The organism is Halopseudomonas phragmitis (assembly GCF_002056295.1).
GTDB lineage: Bacteria > Pseudomonadota > Gammaproteobacteria > Pseudomonadales > Pseudomonadaceae > Halopseudomonas > Halopseudomonas phragmitis.
Map to the genome: position 1 here is coordinate 3,455,220 of NZ_CP020100.1, position 16,436 is coordinate 3,471,655.

Here is a 16,436-nt window from a genome sequence, read left to right on the forward strand (position 1 = left end):
AGGGCGTTAGCTCTTGGAGATCACACCCTGCACAAAAGCCAGGGTCGCTTCGGCTGCTTCTTCTATTAATAGTGCCTGGGTGCGACCGCTGGCCTTGAGTGGCTTGAAATCATGATCGCCGCTTTCCAGCCAATGCACCTGCAGGCTGTCGGCCAACCGATAGCCACTGACCTCTTCCGGCCGACCGAACGGATCGCGGGTGCCCTGAACCACCAGTGCCGGCGTGGCCAGCGCCTCAAGATGAGCAGTACGGGTCTTCTCCGGCTTACCGGGCGGGTGAAACGGATAACCGTAGCAGACCAGTCCCAGCACCCCCAACTCATCGACCAGCAGGCTGGCAACCCGCCCACCCATTGATTTGCCGCCCACCAGCCAGGGGCCGCTCATGCTTGCGGCCTGCTCACGCAGGCACTGCTGCAGGGCTGGTAAGGGATTGGGTGGGCGCTTGCGTCCGTCCTCACGCCGTGCAGCCATATAAGGAAACTCGAAGCGCACTACCCGGATACCCCGTTCACACAGAGCGGCGCTCAACTGCTCCATGAACGGGCTGTCCATGGGCGCACCAGCACCGTGGGCAAGCAAGAGGGTCGCTAGCGGGGGATTGCCGGGCTCTGCCAGCAGCAGGTTGTCAGTCATTGGGGCCATTCGCATTCAACTTGAGGATGAAACGCTACCGCCCAAAGTTCTGTGCGACAAGATGCCACACTGACCAAGGGGGTAATTTCTTCACATAAGCCCAACAGCATACTAAGCTTTTGAAATTGCACACCAGCCGATCCCAACAATCACAGGTGCGCTAGCGCCAGAACCCGCATGTTTGGGGGCTGGCAATACCTCTTGCGACATGCCGAAGCCGGCCACCAAACAATCCTTTGGAAGCTTAGGCAGGACAGAACCACAAGTAGTGCAGGACGCGCCGCAGAGCGCCCGTAACACGTTGTTACCTTGACTTGTGTCATTGCAAACAGTGCGGTGTTTCCTCATACTTGCGACCGCTTTGAACCCTAAAAACCCATTGCTATCCGTGGAATCTCGCATGAGCACAGCTACCACTCCGACAGCTTATAACTACAAGGTGGTACGCCAGTTCGCCGTCATGACGGTGGTCTGGGGTATCGTGGGCATGGCCCTGGGCGTCTTTCTTGCCGCTCAGCTGGTCTGGCCCGCCCTTAACTTTGACCTTCCCTGGACCAGCTTCGGCCGTCTGCGTCCACTGCATACCAATGCAGTGATCTTCGCATTCGGCGGTAGCGCGCTGTTCGCCACCTCCTACTATGTGGTGCAACGCACCTCGCAGGCCCGTCTGATTTCCGACGGTCTGGCCGCCTTCACCTTCTGGGGCTGGCAAGCCGTGATCGTGCTGGCTGTCATCACCCTGCCGCTGGGCTACACCACCACTAAAGAGTACGCCGAGCTGGAGTGGCCGATCGGCATTCTGATCGCCGTAGTCTGGGTGAGCTATGCGCTGGTGTTCTTCGGCACCATCATGAAGCGCAAGATGAAGCACATCTATGTCGGTAACTGGTTCTTCGGTGCCTTCATCATCACGGTAGCGGTGCTGCATATCGTCAACAACCTGGCGATCCCGGTCACCCTGACCAAGTCCTATTCCATCTACTCGGGCGCCGCTGATGCGATGATCCAGTGGTGGTATGGCCACAACGCGGTAGGTTTCTTCCTGACTGCCGGCTTCCTGGGCATGATGTACTACTTCGTTCCCAAGCAGGCCGAACGTCCGATCTACTCCTACCGTCTGTCGATCGTGCACTTCTGGGCGCTGATCTCCATCTATATCTGGGCCGGTCCGCACCACCTGCACTACACCGCTTTGCCTGACTGGGCTCAGTCACTGGGCATGATCATGTCCCTGATCCTGCTGGCTCCGAGCTGGGGTGGCATGATCAACGGTATGATGACCCTGTCCGGCGCCTGGCATAAGCTGCGCACCGACCCGATCCTGCGCTTCCTAGTGGTTTCCCTGGCGTTCTACGGCATGTCGACCTTCGAAGGTCCGATGATGGCGATCAAGACCGTCAACGCCCTGTCGCACTACACTGACTGGACCATCGGCCACGTACACGCCGGCGCTCTGGGCTGGGTAGCCATGATCTCCATCGGGTCGCTCTACCACCTGATTCCGAAGGTATTCGGTCGTGAGCAGATGTACAGCACTGCGCTGATCAACGCTCACTTCTGGCTGGCTACCATCGGCACCGTGTTGTACATCGTCTCCATGTGGGTCAACGGTATCACCCAGGGCCTGATGTGGCGTGCAGTCAACGTCGACGGCACCCTGACCTACTCCTTCGTCGAAGCGCTGGAAGCCAGCCACCCGGGCTTTGTGGTCCGCATGATCGGTGGCGCCTTCTTCGTAATCGGCATGCTGCTGATGGCCTACAACGTATGGCGCACCATCCGTGCCGCCCAGCCGGCCGAAATTCGTGCCGCTGCCCAGATGGCTTGAGGAGTTGATTGATGAGACAACATGAACTCGTAGAAAAGAATCTGGGCCTGCTGGTCGTGCTGATCGTGGTTGCGATCAGCTTCGGCGGCCTGACTCAGATCGTCCCGCTGTTCTTCCAGAAGGAAACCACCGTACCGGTCGAGGGCCTGCGCCCCTACACCGCGGTTGAGCTGGAAGGCCGCGACATTTACATCCGTGAAGGCTGCGTTGGCTGCCACTCCCAGATGATTCGCCCGTTCCGGGCTGAAACCGAGCGCTATGGCCACTACTCCGTGGCCGGCGAGAGCGTTTGGGAGCACCCGTTCCTGTGGGGCTCCAAGCGTACCGGTCCGGACCTGGCTCGCGTGGGTCAGCGCTACTCCGACGACTGGCATCGTGCCCACCTGATCAACCCGCGTGACGTAGTGCCGGAATCGAAGATGCCGTCCTACCCGTGGTTGCAGGAAAACGTGCTCGACGGCAAGTACACTGCACGCAAGATGCAGGCTCTGCGTCGCCTCGGCGTGCCTTACACCGACGAAGACATCGCCGGTGCCCAGGAAGCGGTCAAAGGTGTATCCGAAATGGATGCCCTGATCGCCTACCTGCAGCACCTCGGCACTGTCATCTCGGAACGCCGGTAAACCGCCATGGATATCAACACTCTCCGCGGCATCGCCACCTTGCTGGTCTTGGTGGCATTCATCGGAATCACCGTATGGGCCTACAGCTCATACAAGAAAAAAGACTTCGAGGAAGCGGCCAACCTGCCGTTTGCCGACGAGCCCGATGACAACAAGGCGCCCCGTGAGCAGCAAGACGCTAGGAGTAACAAAGAATGAGCAATTTCTGGAGCGGGTACATTATTGTCCTGACCCTGACCACCCTTGGTCTGATCCTCTGGTTGCTGTTCGCCACCCGCAAGGGCCAGCGCTCGGAACAGACTGAGGAAACCCTGGGTCACGCTTTCGACGGTATTGAAGAGTATGACAACCCCCTGCCCCGCTGGTGGTTCATCCTGTTCATGGCCACCTTCATATTCAGCGCCATCTACCTGGTGCTGTTCCCGGGCCTGGGCAAGTGGCCAGGCGTACTGGGCTGGACCCAGGTCAACCAGTACGAGCGTGAAGTAGAGCGTGCTGAAGCACAGTTCGCCCCGATCTTCGCCCGTTACGCCAACCTGTCGGTCGAAGAAGTTGCTCGCGACCCTGAGGCTGTCCGCATTGGTCAGCGTCTGTTCGCGGTCAACTGCTCGGTCTGTCACGGTTCCGATGCGCGCGGCGCCTTCGGCTTCCCGAACCTGACCGACAATGACTGGATCTGGGGCGGCTCGCCGGAGCAGATTCACACCACCATCGCCCAGGGCCGTCAGGCCGCGATGCCAGCCTGGCTGGCAGTGATCGGCGAAGATGGCGTGCGCAACGTGGCCGGCTACGTCCGTCACCTGTCCGGGCTGGAAACCGAAAACGTCAATCTTGACGCTGGCAAGCAAGTCTTCCAGAGCACCTGTGTGGCCTGCCATGGTCCCGAAGGTAAAGGCAACCCGATGCTTGGTGCGCCCGACCTGACCAACGACACCTGGCTGTATGGTTCCAGCATGCTGCAGGTTCAGCACACCATCCGCTACGGCCGTAACGGCAACATGCCGGCTCAGGCCCACCTGGGTGAAGACAAGATCCACATGCTGACCGCCTACGTTTACAGCCTGTCCCTCGAGGACTAGTAAACAACTGCGCGACCTCTGGTCGCATGGTACGAAGTACCCAGCCATACTATCCTCAGTATGCTGATTCGTACCCGGCCCGACCGGCCAATCAACCGGTCGGGCCATCCCCTCCCCCGCACTTCATGGTCCTGCTGCTATGACTGAAAAGATTCCCGTCAAAGACGTTACCACCGGCAAGGTTGAAACCTACGATCTGTACGCCAAGCGCGAGAAGATCCAGGTCCGGTCGTACCAGGGGCTGTTCAAGAACATCCGGCTGATCGGGGTGGGGTTTCTGTTTCTGCTGTACTTCGGTACCGCCTGGATTCAATGGGACGGCCGCCAGGCCGTGCTCTGGGATCTGCCAGCCCGGCAGTTCCACATTTTCAGCGCCACCTTCCAGCCGCAGGACTTCTTCCTGCTGTCGTTCCTGCTGATCATCTGCGCCTTCGGCCTGTTCTTCATCACCGTGTTCGCCGGCCGGGTCTGGTGCGGCTACACCTGCCCGCAAACCGTCTGGACCTGGATTTTCATGTGGGCCGAACGGGTAACCGAAGGTGAGCGCAACGCCCGTATCAAGCTCGACAAGGCCCCACTCAGCGCCAACAAAGTGCTACGCAAGAGCGCCAAGCACGGCATCTGGTTGGGCGTCTCACTGATCACCGCGCTGACCTTTGTCGGCTACTTCACCCCAATTCGCGGGCTGGTTGTCGACACCCTGACATGGCAGATCGGTGGCTGGGCCTTGTTCTGGGTATTTTTCTTCACCGCCGCCACCTATATCAACGCCGGCTGGCTGCGCGAACAGGTGTGCATCTATATGTGCCCCTACGCCCGCTTCCAGAGCGTGATGTTTGACAAGGACACCCTGATCGTCTCCTATGACGCCGCCCGAGGCGACCCGCGTGGCTCGCGGCGCAAAGACGCCGACTACAAGGCCGCCGGCCTGGGTGACTGCATCGACTGCAACGTCTGCGTCCAGGTCTGCCCGGTCGGTATTGATATTCGTGATGGCCTGCAGTACGAGTGCATCGGCTGCGCCGCCTGCGTTGATGCCTGCGACGAAATCATGGACAAGATGAACTACCCACGCGGGCTGATCCGCTATACCACCGAGCACAATCTGGCCGGCGAAGAGACCAAGATCCTGCGTCCACGCCTGCTCGGCTACGGCGCGGCTCTGGCGATCATGATTGGTCTATTCATCGTTACCGTCGGCAGCCTGGCCCAGGTCTCGCTGGATGTGGAGCGCGACCGAAATGTTCTGTATCGAGAAGTCCGCGGCGGCAATATCGAGAACGTGTATATTGTCAAAATTTTCAACAAGAGCCAGCAGGAACGCACCTACAGCCTGAGCGTTGAAGGGCACCCCGAACTGATTCTGGAAGTACCGGCCAACCGCCTGAGCGTTGAACCCAGCAGCCTGCTGCAGCTGCCGGTCAACGTTCAGCTCGACCCCGGCTTCATGCAGGGCACCAACATGCCCATCGTTTTCCGTGTGACCGCCCTGGATGACGACAGTATCTCGGCCACTTCCGAGAGTCGTTTCCTTGGCCCAACTGTCAGGTAATTTCATGACCGAGCAAGAGATCATCCCCCCGTGGTACAAGCAATTCTGGCCCTGGTTTCTGATCAGCATCCTGATCTTTGCCGTCTTCATCGGGCTGGGCCTGCTGACCATCGCCACCCTGAACCAGGACAGCATGGTGCGCGACAACTATTACAAGGAAGGCCGTGCCATCAACATGCACCTGGGACGTGACCAGATGGCCCGTGACCTGAATCTGGTCGCCGACTTCCAGATCGACGAGCTGACCGGTGAGATCAGCCTGGAACTGCAGGGCAAGCTGGAGAACTTGCCGGCCAACCTGCAACTGGACCTGATTTCCCCAACCCACGCCGACCGTGATCGCAGCGTACTGCTCAAGCATGTCAGCGCCGAACAGTATGTCGGCCAGCTTGAAGAGCCCATGCAGGGCCGCCTCTACATCGACCTCAGCGACCCTGCCCTGCCCGGTGAAGACGGCTGGCGCCTGACCGATGAACTGACCATCAGCATGGGCCAGCCGTACCGTCTGAGCGCCCGTTAAGTTCATGCAGCCCACCGCCTGTTATCACTGTGGTGAGCCGGTTCCGGCCGGCGCACCCTGGACCTGTGACATTCTCGGCCAACCACGCACCATGTGCTGCCCGGGTTGCCAGGCGGTCGCCGAGGCGATCATCGCCGGCGGGCTGGAATCCTATTATCGCCACCGCACCGACAATGCCAGCAACCCCGAAGCCCTGCCCCGGGTACTGCAGGACGAGCTGGAAATGCTCGACCGCGCCGACATTCAGCAGCGCTATGTTGAAACCCACGGCGATCAGCAGCAGATCCAGCTACTGGTCGAAGGCATCAGTTGCGCCGCCTGTGGCTGGCTGATCGAAAAGCGTCTGGGCCAGCTCGACGGCGTTACCGACGTCAGCCTCAACCTCGGCAATCATCGCCTGAGTCTGAGCTGGCTTCCCGAGCAGACCCGTCTGTCGAGCCTGCTGGCCGAACTCAAGCGCATCGGCTACGTCGCTCATCCCTACGAAGCCGACAAGGCCAGTGAACAGATCAAGCAGGAAAATCGCCGTTACCTGAGACGCCTGGGCCTGGCCGGGTTGATGTTCATGCAGGTGATGATGGCGACCATGGCGCTGTCCCCGGAGTTCAATCAGGACCTATCGGCGGAAATGACCATTCTGCTACGCTGGATCAGCCTGATCATGACCACCCCGGTGGTGTTTTACAGTTGCGCGCCCTTCTTCCAGGGTGCCTGGCGTGACCTGCACAACCGTCGACTGAGCATGGATGTGTCGGTATCGCTGGCCATTGGCGGCGCCTATCTGGCCGGCATCTGGGCCACCGTGACCCACACCGGAGAGGTGTATTTCGACTCGGTGACCATGTTCGCCTTCTTCCTGCTGGCTGGTCGCTATCTGGAACGCCGGGCCCGGCAGCGCACCGTCGAAAGCACCGCGAAACTGGTCAACCTGCTGCCGCCCAGCGCCATCCGCATCGACACCGACGGCCAGTCGCAGCGGATCATGCTCGACGAAATCCGCCCCGGCGACCTGCTGGAGGTCAAGCCCGGTGAAAGCATTCCGGCTGACGGCGTGATTGAGCAGGGCGTCAGCAGTATCAACGAGTCCGCCCTGTCTGGCGAATACCTGCCGCTGGCCAAGCGTAGCGGCGATGCAGTCACAGCCGGCACCCTGAATGTTGAAGGTCCCCTGCGTATCCGGGTCGGCGCGGTCGGTGAACAGACCCGGCTGTCTGCCATTGTCCGCCTGCTCGAACGAGCCCAGGCAGACAAGCCACGACTGGGCCAACTGGCCGATCAGGTCGCGCAATACTTCCTGCTGATCGTACTCAGCGCCTCCGTGATCATTGGCGGCATCTGGTGGTGGGTGGCCAATGCCGACACGGCCTTCTGGATCGTGCTGGCCATGCTGGTTGCCACCTGCCCCTGCGCCCTGTCACTGGCCACGCCTACCGCCCTGACCACTGCCACCGGCAGCCTGCACAAACTGGGCCTGCTGGTGACTCGCGGCCACGTACTCGAAGGGCTGACCAAAATCGACACAGTGGTGCTGGACAAGACCGGTACGCTGACCGAAGGACGCATGACCCTGGAACGGGTCCAGCCCTTCCCCGGCCACGATGGCGATCGTGCACTGGAACTGGCCCGCCGTCTTGAAACCCGCTCCGAGCACCCGATTGCCCGCGCCTTTGGTCGCAGCCTGGAACCGGCTGAAACCGTAGAGAATCATCCCGGACAAGGGCTTGAAGGCATCTGCGATGGCCTGACCCTGCGAATCGGCAAGCCCGAATTCGTTGCCGCTCTGAGCGGTTTGCCTGCTCCGGCACTCCCCGACCAACCCGGTCAGTGGCTGCTATTGGGCGACCAGCAAGGGCCGCTGGCCTGGTTCGTACTCAACGACCGCCTGCGCAACGACGCCCCAGAGCTGATCAGCGGGCTCAAGGCACGCGGGCTGGACGTCGTGCTGCTGTCCGGCGATCACGATCAGGTAGTCCAGCGTATGGCCCGGACTCTCGGTATCGAACAGGCCATCGGCAACGCCAGCCCGGACGACAAGCTGGCCTGGGTCCAGCAACGCCAGAACCAGGGCGCCAATGTGCTGATGCTCGGTGATGGTGTCAACGACGTACCGGTGCTGGCCAGCGCCAACATTTCGGTAGCCATGGGCGAAGCCTCTGACCTGGCCAAAACCAATGCCGATGCGGTCTTGCTCAGCAGCCACCTGAATGTCTTGCTGCAGGCACTGGACGGCGCCCACCGGACCCGGCGTATCATGATCCAGAACCTGTTCTGGGCCAGTGCCTACAATGCCGGCATCCTGCCCCTGGCAGCCCTGGGCTGGGTCACCCCGGCCCTGGCTGCTCTGGGGATGTCCGCCAGCTCGCTGCTGGTAGTACTCAATGCCCTGCGCCTGACCCGCCTGAAAGTCCGCCCGGCCAGCCCGGCAGTAGCGCCGCTGGGCCAGGAGAAGCTCGCATGACCGTACTCTACGTTCTGGTCCCCATTGCCGTTGTATTGGTGATCGTCGCCATCTGGGTATTTTCCTGGGCAGTCAACAGCGGCCAGTACGATGACCTCGACGGCCCGGCCCACAGCATCCTGTTCGACGACGAAGATCCGGCTCACCTCAAGGCCCTGCAGGAACACAACCCGGCCGAGCCCGATGCTGCGAATACCGAGGACGACCCCGAGAAACCGCAGACATGATTGAGCTGCTACCGCTACTGCTGACCGCACTGGCCCTGGGCCTGCTCGGTGGCGGACACTGCATCGGCATGTGTGGCGGACTGATGGGCGCCCTGACCCTGGCGATTCCCGCCGAGCAGCGCCACGGCTGGCGGCTGTGGCGCGTATTGCTTGGTTACAATTTTGGCCGCATCTCCAGCTACGCGCTGGCCGGCGCACTGGCCGGCAGCTTTGGCTGGCTGCTGCACAGTCTTGGCCTGGGAATCTGGCTGCGCCTGCTGGCTGGCCTGATGCTGATCGCCATGGGCTTGTATCTGGCCAACTGGTGGGCTGGGCTGACCCGGGTTGAAGCCCTCGGCCGACGACTCTGGCGCCACTTGGAACCCCGCGCCCGACGCCTGCTGCCAGTCACCCGCGCCCGTCAGGCCCTGGCACTTGGCGCGCTGTGGGGCTGGTTGCCATGTGGTCTGGTCTACAGCACCTTGATCTGGGCCAGCAGCCAGGGCAGTGCCGGATTATCGGCCAGCCTGATGCTGGCCTTCGGTCTGGGCACGCTGCCAACCCTGCTGGTGACCGGGCTGGCCGCCGAACGGATGATGGCCCTGCTACGCCAACGCCAGGTCCGCATCAGCGCCGCCCTGCTGGTGATTCTGTTCGGCCTCTGGACCTTGCCCGGCCCACACCACGGCTGGTTGACGGGTCATGGCAGCCATGACAGCGCCAGCCACAGCAGCAGTCATAGCCACTGATGGCATACACCCATTAAGCCATGGCAGAGCGGTGACGCTTGTTGTAGGCTTGCACATATCAGGATCACTACCCTTTTGGACGCCCCCTCATGACTGACGCTCTCAAACTGCGAGCCCTGCCCGAAGCCCACTGCAAGGACTGCAGCCTGGCCACCATGTGCCTGCCTCTGTCACTGCAAAGCGAAGAAATGGACATGCTCGACAGCATTGTCAAACGTGGTCGGCCCCTGAAGAAAGGTGAGATGCTGTTCCGTCAGGGTGATGCCTTCAGCTCGATCTACGCCCTGCGTTCCGGTGCGATCAAGACCTTCAGCCTGTCCGATAGCGGTGAGGAGCAGATCACCGGCTTCCACCTGGCCAGCGAGCTGATCGGCCTGTCCGGCATGGACAGCGAGCGTTACCCGGTTTCAGCCGTAGCCCTGGAAACCACCTCGATCTGCGAAATCCCCTTCAGCCGTCTGGACGACCTGACTGCCAGCATGCCGCTGCTGCGCAAGCAGGTCATGCGCCTGATGAGCCGCGAGATTCGTGACGACCAGCAGATGATGCTGCTGCTGTCGAAGAAAACCGCCGACGAGCGCATCGCTACCCTGCTGATCAACCTGTCAGCACGCTTCCGTGCCCGTGGCTACTCGGCCAAGTCGTTCCGCCTGGCGATGTCACGCAACGAGATCGGTAACTACCTGGGGCTCGCAGTGGAAACCGTGTCCCGGGTGTTTACCCGCTTCCAGCAGCAAGGTCTGATCGCTGCCGACGGCAAGCAGATCGACATTCTGGACCATACCCAACTCTGTGCACTGGCCGGTGGCCAGCTCGATTGACCGCCTTGCAGGATCGATTGCCCCATGATTTTTGACGAGTACACCATCAAGTCGCTGATCCGCCCGGTGCCGGACTTCCCCAAGCCCGGCGTGGTGTTCCGCGACATTACCCCGCTCTACCAGTCACCACGGGCCATGCGCATGGTTGCCGACAGCCTGATCCAGCGCTATGTCGAGTCCCCGGTGACCCATATCGGCGCAATTGATGCGCGCGGTTTTCTGCTCGGAGCAGTCCTGGCCTATGAGCTGAACAAGCCGCTGGTACTGTTCCGCAAGGCCGGCAAACTACCGGCCGACACCCTCAGCGAGAGCTATACCTCCGAGTATGGCGAATGTCATATTGAGGTACAGCGTGACGCCCTGCACGGTGGCGAACAGGTACTGCTGCTGGATGATCTGATCGCCACCGGCGGAACCTTCCTGGCTGCCGCCCGTCTGATCAAACAACTCGGTGCGGAAGTCTACGAAGCCGCCGCCATCATTGATCTGCCCGACCTGGGTGGCTCGCGGCGCATGCAGGACGCAGACATCCCGACCTTCACCCTGTGCGCCTTCGAAGAAAACGAGTAAACCTTCTGCCCGCCTCGTCCGGGGCGGGCTCGCCAACCTGTTAGCCTGACCGGATACCATGAGTACGACCCTAAACGCGACCCAACCCTGGCGCCAGCGCCTGGCGGAGTGGATTGAAAGCCCCCGCAGTCAATTTCTGATCATGGCCCTGATCATCGTCAATGCGGTGATTCTCGGCCTGGAAACCGCACCCAGCGTCATGCAGCACTGGGGCGGCCTGCTGAGTCGGCTCGACCAGTTGATCCTGGGCATTTTCGTCATCGAGATCAGTCTGCGCTTCATCGCCCATGGCTGGCGGCTGCTACGCGACCCCTGGGGTCTGTTCGACACCCTGGTGATCGTCATTGCCCTGATTCCAGCTTCCGGCCCGCTGGCAGTACTGCGCGCCCTGCGGGTACTGCGGGTGTTGCGCCTGATCTCGATCGTGCCCAGCATGAAAATCGTGGTGCAATCGCTGCTGTCGGCCCTGCCGGGCATGGGCAGCATCATGGCGCTGATGGGGCTGGTGTTCTACGTCGCGGCGGTGATCGCCACCCAACTGTTCGGCGAACAGTTCCCGGACTGGTTCGGCACCCTGGGTGCCAGCCTCTATACCCTGTTCCAGGTCATGACTCTGGAGAGCTGGTCCATGGGTATCGTGCGTCCGGTGATGGAAGCCTATCCGCTGGCCTGGTTGTACTTCGTACCGTTCATCCTGATCGCCACCTTCATGATGCTCAACCTGTTCATCGCTGTGATCGTCGATGCGATCCAGAACCAGCGTGAGCGGGTCGCCGCCAGCAAGGCCGCCAGCCAGGGCAAGACTGTTGAGCCGGCCGAACCGCACCACTCCAGCCTGTCCGGCGCCAACCAGGAACTGCTACTTGAGGAAGTACGGCAAATGCGCGCCGAACTGAGATCTCTGCGTGACCAACTCGGGGAACGCTGAAGCGCTGATTGAACACGGCACGCCAGCCTACCGGCGTGCCTGTCTGGCCCTGGTAATCGCCTCACTGGTGGTATTCGCCAACCTCTATGCCCTGCACCCACTGCTACCACTGATCGCCAGCCAGTATCAGGTCTCGGTATTGCAGGCTGGTAACGCCTTCACCCTGACCAGCCTGACCCTGGGACTGGCGCTGCTCATTCTCGGACCGCTGTCCGATGCGATTGGTCGGCGCGCTCTGCTGCTCGCCGGCCTGAGCGCCACCGCACTACTGACTCTGTGCATGGCCCTGGCGGACAACTTCACCACCCTGCTCTGGCTGCGCGCAGCTCTGGGCCTGGCCCTGGCCGTACTACCCGCCACCGCTGTGGCTTACCTTGGCGACAGCATGAGCCGCACCGCACTGGTCGGCGCAGTCGGTCTGTACATCAGCGGCAATACTCTGGGCGGGGCCGGTGGGCGTCTGGTCGGAGGCCTGATCGCCGATCACCTGGGGCTACAGGCGGTCTTCATTCTGGTTGGCGGAGTCAGTCTTGGCGCCGTGCTACTGATCGCCTGGCTGCTACCACAGCCCCGCGCCTTCTGCCCGCAACCACTGTCACTGAGCAACGTGCTTGGCAACTTCCGCCGGCACCTCGGCAACTCAGCGCTGTGGCCAGCCTTTCTGCTCGGAGGTCTCAACTTCCTGGTGTTCATCAACCTCTACACCTACCTGACCTTTCGCCTCAGCGCACCACCCTGGGCATTGGGCGCCACCGCCCTGGGGCTGCTGTTTCTGACCTATCTGGGCGGCACCTTCTCGGCCATGCTGTCAGGGCGCTTTGGCATGCGGCAGATTCCCAAGGGCATGGCCATTGGCGTACTGATTCTGTTGCTGGGCAGCCTGCTGACCCTCGCCGATCAGCTTGGCCTGATCGTGCTCGGCCTGCTGGCCAACTCCTTTGGGTTCTTCCTCACCCATTCACTGGCCAACACCTGGGTCAACCAGCATGCCGAGTCGGCCAAAGCCAGCGCCACCTCTCTGTATTCGGTCTGTTACTACCTGGGCGCGGCCATCGGCATTTTTTATCTGGAGCCCTTCTGGCGCCTGGGCGGCTGGCTCTGGGTAGTCATCGGCGGGCTGCTGGTATTACTGGTCAACCTGATACTGATTGCCTATCTGTATCGCCAACAGTGAGAACCCGGTTCTGGACCTTAACCCTCAGGTTTCCTATTATCGACCGGCCTGACAATAACAACACGTAGCGCCGACAGAGCGCCACCCAATAGCAGGAGCCACGGCATGCCGACCACCACCTTGCCGCCAGACACCCGGTTGTTGTTGATCGACGACCACCAGATCTACCTTGACGGACTCAGCCTGACCCTTGGTCAACTATGCCGTGACGTCATTCTCGACCATGCTCGCACCGCCAGTCAGGCGGAAAGCCAGGTCAGCCAGCACAGCTACGACCTGATTCTGCTCGACCTGCAACTGCCCGACAGCAGCGGCCTGGCCCTGCTGCAAAAACTGCGCGAGCTGGACGGCGTCGTCCCCATCGCCATTCTCAGCGCCAGTACCAGCCCCAGCGACCTGAATGCTGCACTGCAACTGGGTGCCGCCGGCTTCATCAGCAAAACCGCCGACGGTCGCATGCTGCTCGATGCCGTTACCCGGCTGCTGTTTGGTGAACAGGTGGTGATTGCCAGCGAAAATCAACCGCTGGACCGACTCAGCAACGCCCGCGAACTGGGAGTAACCCCACGCCAACTGGAGATTCTTGATTTGCTGGCCGAAGGCTTGCCGAACAAGGCTATCTGTCAGCGCCTGTCGCTGTCCGAAGACACCGTCAAAACCCACCTCAAAGCGCTATTCGGCAGCCTTGACTGCCACAACCGCACCGAATGCGTAAGCAACGCCCGCCGCCTGGGGCTGGTCAGCTTTTGACCGGTAACAACCGTTGCAGTTGCCGGCGCAAACGCGCCGGCAACACCGGCTTGTAGATCATCTCGACATCAGCCAGACGCACGGCCTCGAGCAGAGTCTCACTGGTGTCAGCGGTAACCAGCAAAGCCGGCCCGGCATACAACTGCTGAGCCCTGAGCTGGCGGATAAACTGCAGACCGTCCAGCGAGCCTTCCAGGTGGAAATCACTCAACAGCAGATCGACCTCCAGCCCCGGCAGTGCCTGCATCGCCTGCTCGGCGCATTCAAAACCATGCACCTCACAGCCCCACTGGCGCAGCAGCAGCTCGGTCGCCTCGCGGTTGATCGCATCATTCTCCACCACCACTACCCGCCCCGACAGCCGCAAAGCCGGCAGCATCAGCCCGGCACCCGCCTGCTCCTCATGCCATTCAGCCTGTGGCACATCGAACCAGAAACGTGCACCCTGCCCCGGCGCCGACTGCACCCCTGACGGGTACTCCAGCAGGTGCATTAATTGCCGACAGATCGACAGCCCCAGCCCCACGCCCTTGTCCAGCGAGCGGGCCGGATTACGCAACTGGGTAAACTCATCGAAAATCCGCCCCTGCTCTTCTTCGCTCAAACCTATGCCGTCATCCACCACCGCCAGACGCAGGCTGTGCGGGCGGCGGCTGACCTCAATACGCACCTCGCTGGCCTGGGCATGCATCAACGCATTGTTCAGATGATTGCGAATCAGCCGCTCAAGCAGCAGAGGGTCACTATTGACCGCCGCATAGCGGGGACAGCTCAGGCTCAGCCTGACCCCGCGCTGGCGTGCGGTAGCCTCGACGCTGTCGAGCAAGCGCTGCAAAAACGGATTCAGATTGATGCTGCGTAGCTGCGGGTTGACCATCCCGACGCTCAACCGGGAAATATCCAGCAGCGAGCTGAGCATGTTCTGCAACAGACTGATCGAGTCGTTCAGCCGCCCCAGGGTACGACGCGCCTCAACATCCTGCACCCGCGCGTCCATGTGCTCGACAAACAGGCTCATGGCATGCAGTGGCTGACGCAAGTCATGGCTGGCAGTCGCCAGGAACCGGGTTTTGCTCTGGCTCTCGCGCTCGGCCCGGGTGCGGGCCGCATCCAGCAGGCGCTCGTTGAGATAGGCGCCGCGCAGCATGTGCTCATACAGGTAGGCACCCAGGCTACCGATCAAGGTGAACGAGCCAAAGAACAGCAGATGGCCAATCAACGCCGCCCGGCTGGCCCCAATCGCATACTCAGCACCGACAAAACTCAGCACGATGACCCACGAGCCAGCCACCGCATGACGCATCGGCAAGCCGAGCAGAAAGAATCCGGCCAGCAGGATCAGATACAGGCCGTCGTGGGTCACCGGGATCGGCCCATCGGCCAGCCGCCCGACAATGATCACCATCACCACCATCAGTCCGGCACAAACATAACCCAAAGTCGACACCGCAAAGGCTCGCACCGGCTCGACCCGGCCTGGTCGATTGGAATACCACAGGGTGAACATCACCAGCAGCAACACCGCCAGCCGCACCGGCACGGTAAGGCGGTGAACCATTTCAGGCAGAAACAGCAGATCGACCCAAACGAACAGCAGCATGAAAGCAATGCAAGAGCCGCCAACCAGCCAGACCCGGCTGCACATCTTCACATGCAGGTAACGCAGAAAGCCGGATTCCAGCTCGGCACTGAAACGCAGCCGGGTGTAGCCACGGCGCTGGGCCAGCAAGGCCGGCTCGTCAATCAACTCAGCACTTTGTGAGGTAGTAGAAGTGTGCATCCGCTCTATACCATGGTCTTAGTTATTATCGTTATTGCATGCAGTAATATAGCAACATAGGCTCAGGTGTAATCAATTTAAAAACAGTGCATTACCTGCTGTTTTTATAGCTATCCTTTAGACTAGAACGCTAACTGAGCCAGGATGCCGCCATGAGACCGTTACTTGCGAGTCCATCTGACACCACCCCCGGCAATCAGCCGCCCGGTAGTGCCCTTGCTGCTCAAATCACCTCGCTCCTGCCCGCCGACAGCCTGCGCCAAGGCATCATAGTCCCAACGCTAAGCTGGCTCGGAATCACTGAACACGGTGCAGACAGCCTGTTGCTAGGCACGCTGCTGGCCTGTGCCAGCCTGCCGGCAGACAAGCGCCCCGCAGGTGCCATAGGCCCCTTCGCCATTACCCCCGAGTACCACCTCAGCCTCTGGGACGACTACCTGGCGCAAGACCCTGATCTGGCCAGCCGGGTTCGCGGGCTCGCCAGCCAGCGGGGGTTCCTTCAGGATCCCCACGCCGAGCTTGGCTTCAACCTGGGCTATGCCAGCGCCATCGCCTGGCTGATCTACCAGCGTCAGGCCATCTGCCTGAACGAACACACCGACCTGCGCGGCCTGGCCCGCCTGTGGCAGACAGCCTACCCCCATCAGGGAGGCCGTGCCAGCGACTTTCTCGCCGCCTGGCGCCGGGCCTTCAACAATGAGGGTAGCATCTCAGCCTGATCGATAACCCAACATCAGCGCCACATAACCTGCTTGACCCCCG

Annotated in this window: 17 protein-coding genes; 15 read left to right on the forward strand and 2 right to left on the reverse strand. The window is 61.2% G+C overall.

What is annotated here, in order from left to right:
- Positions 1-6: 6 nt before the first annotated feature.
- Positions 7-636 (reverse strand): alpha/beta family hydrolase, encoded by a 630-nt coding sequence (locus BVH74_RS15955; RefSeq protein WP_080051765.1) that lies wholly within the window; start codon positions 634-636, stop codon positions 7-9.
- Positions 637-1,036: 400 nt separating this feature from the next.
- On the opposite strand from BVH74_RS15955, the gene ccoN reads away from it, so the two are divergent.
- The 14 genes from ccoN (at position 1,037) to BVH74_RS16025 (ending at position 13,894) form a co-directional block, all read left to right on the forward strand.
- Positions 1,037-2,464, forward strand: a complete 1,428-nt coding sequence (ccoN, locus tag BVH74_RS15960; RefSeq protein ID WP_080051061.1) for a cytochrome-c oxidase, cbb3-type subunit I — start codon at positions 1,037-1,039, stop codon at positions 2,462-2,464.
- Between the two features lie 11 nt (positions 2,465-2,475).
- Positions 2,476-3,087 (forward strand): cytochrome-c oxidase, cbb3-type subunit II, encoded by a 612-nt coding sequence (gene ccoO, locus BVH74_RS15965; RefSeq protein ID WP_080051062.1) that lies wholly within the window; start codon positions 2,476-2,478, stop codon positions 3,085-3,087.
- 6 nt (positions 3,088-3,093) lie between these two features.
- Positions 3,094-3,285 carry a cbb3-type cytochrome oxidase subunit 3 gene (locus BVH74_RS15970; RefSeq protein ID WP_080051063.1) on the forward strand — a complete coding sequence of 64 codons (192 nt, stop codon included), beginning with the start codon at positions 3,094-3,096 and terminating at the stop codon, positions 3,283-3,285.
- Positions 3,282-4,166: a cytochrome-c oxidase, cbb3-type subunit III gene (gene ccoP / locus BVH74_RS15975; protein WP_080051064.1), complete on the forward strand. Its 885-nt coding sequence runs from the start codon at positions 3,282-3,284 to the stop codon at positions 4,164-4,166. Before BVH74_RS15970 ends, ccoP begins: the two co-directional genes overlap by 4 nt.
- A gap of 139 nt (positions 4,167-4,305) precedes the next feature.
- On the forward strand, positions 4,306-5,718 hold the full coding sequence (gene ccoG / locus BVH74_RS15980; protein WP_080051065.1) for a cytochrome c oxidase accessory protein CcoG: 1,413 nt from the start codon (positions 4,306-4,308) through the stop codon (positions 5,716-5,718).
- Positions 5,719-5,722: 4 nt separating this feature from the next.
- Positions 5,723-6,238 (forward strand): FixH family protein, encoded by a 516-nt coding sequence (locus BVH74_RS15985; RefSeq protein WP_165443813.1) that lies wholly within the window; start codon positions 5,723-5,725, stop codon positions 6,236-6,238.
- Between the two features lie 4 nt (positions 6,239-6,242).
- A complete protein-coding gene (locus BVH74_RS15990) occupies positions 6,243-8,696 on the forward strand; it encodes a heavy metal translocating P-type ATPase (protein WP_080051067.1) in 2,454 nt (817 codons plus the stop codon).
- Positions 8,693-8,923: a cbb3-type cytochrome oxidase assembly protein CcoS gene (gene ccoS / locus BVH74_RS15995; protein ID WP_080051068.1), complete on the forward strand. Its 231-nt coding sequence runs from the start codon at positions 8,693-8,695 to the stop codon at positions 8,921-8,923. The genes BVH74_RS15990 and ccoS overlap by 4 nt, the downstream gene beginning before the upstream one ends.
- Positions 8,920-9,651, forward strand: a complete 732-nt coding sequence (locus BVH74_RS16000; RefSeq protein WP_080051069.1) for a sulfite exporter TauE/SafE family protein — start codon at positions 8,920-8,922, stop codon at positions 9,649-9,651. The genes ccoS and BVH74_RS16000 overlap by 4 nt, the downstream gene beginning before the upstream one ends.
- An 89-nt stretch (positions 9,652-9,740) precedes the next feature.
- Entirely contained in the window at positions 9,741-10,472 is a 732-nt protein-coding gene (fnr, locus tag BVH74_RS16005; RefSeq protein WP_080051070.1) for a fumarate/nitrate reduction transcriptional regulator Fnr, read from the forward strand.
- A gap of 24 nt (positions 10,473-10,496) precedes the next feature.
- On the forward strand, positions 10,497-11,042 hold the full coding sequence (locus BVH74_RS16010) for an adenine phosphoribosyltransferase (RefSeq protein ID WP_080051071.1): 546 nt from the start codon (positions 10,497-10,499) through the stop codon (positions 11,040-11,042).
- Positions 11,043-11,100: 58 nt separating this feature from the next.
- On the forward strand, positions 11,101-11,970 hold the full coding sequence (locus BVH74_RS16015; RefSeq protein ID WP_080051072.1) for an ion transporter: 870 nt from the start codon (positions 11,101-11,103) through the stop codon (positions 11,968-11,970).
- A complete protein-coding gene (locus BVH74_RS16020) occupies positions 11,948-13,144 on the forward strand; it encodes an MFS transporter (RefSeq protein WP_155121735.1) in 1,197 nt (398 codons plus the stop codon). The genes BVH74_RS16015 and BVH74_RS16020 overlap by 23 nt, the downstream gene beginning before the upstream one ends.
- Before the next feature lie 105 nt (positions 13,145-13,249).
- Positions 13,250-13,894, forward strand: a complete 645-nt coding sequence (locus BVH74_RS16025; RefSeq protein WP_080051073.1) for a response regulator — start codon at positions 13,250-13,252, stop codon at positions 13,892-13,894.
- Here BVH74_RS16025 and BVH74_RS16030 read toward each other — a convergent pair.
- On the reverse strand, positions 13,884-15,674 hold the full coding sequence (locus BVH74_RS16030) for a hybrid sensor histidine kinase/response regulator (protein WP_080051074.1): 1,791 nt from the start codon (positions 15,672-15,674) through the stop codon (positions 13,884-13,886). The genes BVH74_RS16025 and BVH74_RS16030 overlap by 11 nt on opposite strands.
- A 152-nt stretch (positions 15,675-15,826) precedes the next feature.
- Between BVH74_RS16030 and BVH74_RS16035 the strand changes: the two genes are divergently transcribed.
- On the forward strand, positions 15,827-16,393 hold the full coding sequence (locus BVH74_RS16035; protein WP_080051075.1) for a hypothetical protein: 567 nt from the start codon (positions 15,827-15,829) through the stop codon (positions 16,391-16,393).
- The last annotated feature ends 43 nt before the right edge of the window (positions 16,394-16,436 follow it).

Excerpts from the sequence above, each read along its gene's own strand:
- BVH74_RS15990 (WP_080051067.1), top strand. The coding sequence starts at position 6,243 with ATGCAGCCCACCGCCTGTTATCACTGTGGTGAGCCGGTTCCGGCCGGC.
- ccoP (WP_080051064.1), top strand. The coding sequence starts at position 3,282 with ATGAGCAATTTCTGGAGCGGGTACATTATTGTCCTGACCCTGACCACC.
- BVH74_RS16025 (WP_080051073.1), top strand. The coding sequence starts at position 13,250 with ATGCCGACCACCACCTTGCCGCCAGACACCCGGTTGTTGTTGATCGAC.
- BVH74_RS16000 (WP_080051069.1), top strand. The coding sequence starts at position 8,920 with ATGATTGAGCTGCTACCGCTACTGCTGACCGCACTGGCCCTGGGCCTG.
- BVH74_RS16030 (WP_080051074.1), bottom strand. The coding sequence starts at position 15,674 with ATGCACACTTCTACTACCTCACAAAGTGCTGAGTTGATTGACGAGCCG.
- BVH74_RS15985 (WP_165443813.1), top strand. The coding sequence starts at position 5,723 with ATGACCGAGCAAGAGATCATCCCCCCGTGGTACAAGCAATTCTGGCCC.
- ccoG (WP_080051065.1), top strand. The coding sequence starts at position 4,306 with ATGACTGAAAAGATTCCCGTCAAAGACGTTACCACCGGCAAGGTTGAA.
- BVH74_RS15970 (WP_080051063.1), top strand. The coding sequence starts at position 3,094 with ATGGATATCAACACTCTCCGCGGCATCGCCACCTTGCTGGTCTTGGTG.
- BVH74_RS16035 (WP_080051075.1), top strand. The coding sequence starts at position 15,827 with ATGAGACCGTTACTTGCGAGTCCATCTGACACCACCCCCGGCAATCAG.
- BVH74_RS15955 (WP_080051765.1), bottom strand. The coding sequence starts at position 636 with ATGACTGACAACCTGCTGCTGGCAGAGCCCGGCAATCCCCCGCTAGCG.
- ccoS (WP_080051068.1), top strand. The coding sequence starts at position 8,693 with ATGACCGTACTCTACGTTCTGGTCCCCATTGCCGTTGTATTGGTGATC.
- fnr (WP_080051070.1), top strand. The coding sequence starts at position 9,741 with ATGACTGACGCTCTCAAACTGCGAGCCCTGCCCGAAGCCCACTGCAAG.
- ccoO (WP_080051062.1), top strand. The coding sequence starts at position 2,476 with ATGAGACAACATGAACTCGTAGAAAAGAATCTGGGCCTGCTGGTCGTG.
- BVH74_RS16010 (WP_080051071.1), top strand. The coding sequence starts at position 10,497 with ATGATTTTTGACGAGTACACCATCAAGTCGCTGATCCGCCCGGTGCCG.
- ccoN (WP_080051061.1), top strand. The coding sequence starts at position 1,037 with ATGAGCACAGCTACCACTCCGACAGCTTATAACTACAAGGTGGTACGC.
- BVH74_RS16015 (WP_080051072.1), top strand. The coding sequence starts at position 11,101 with ATGAGTACGACCCTAAACGCGACCCAACCCTGGCGCCAGCGCCTGGCG.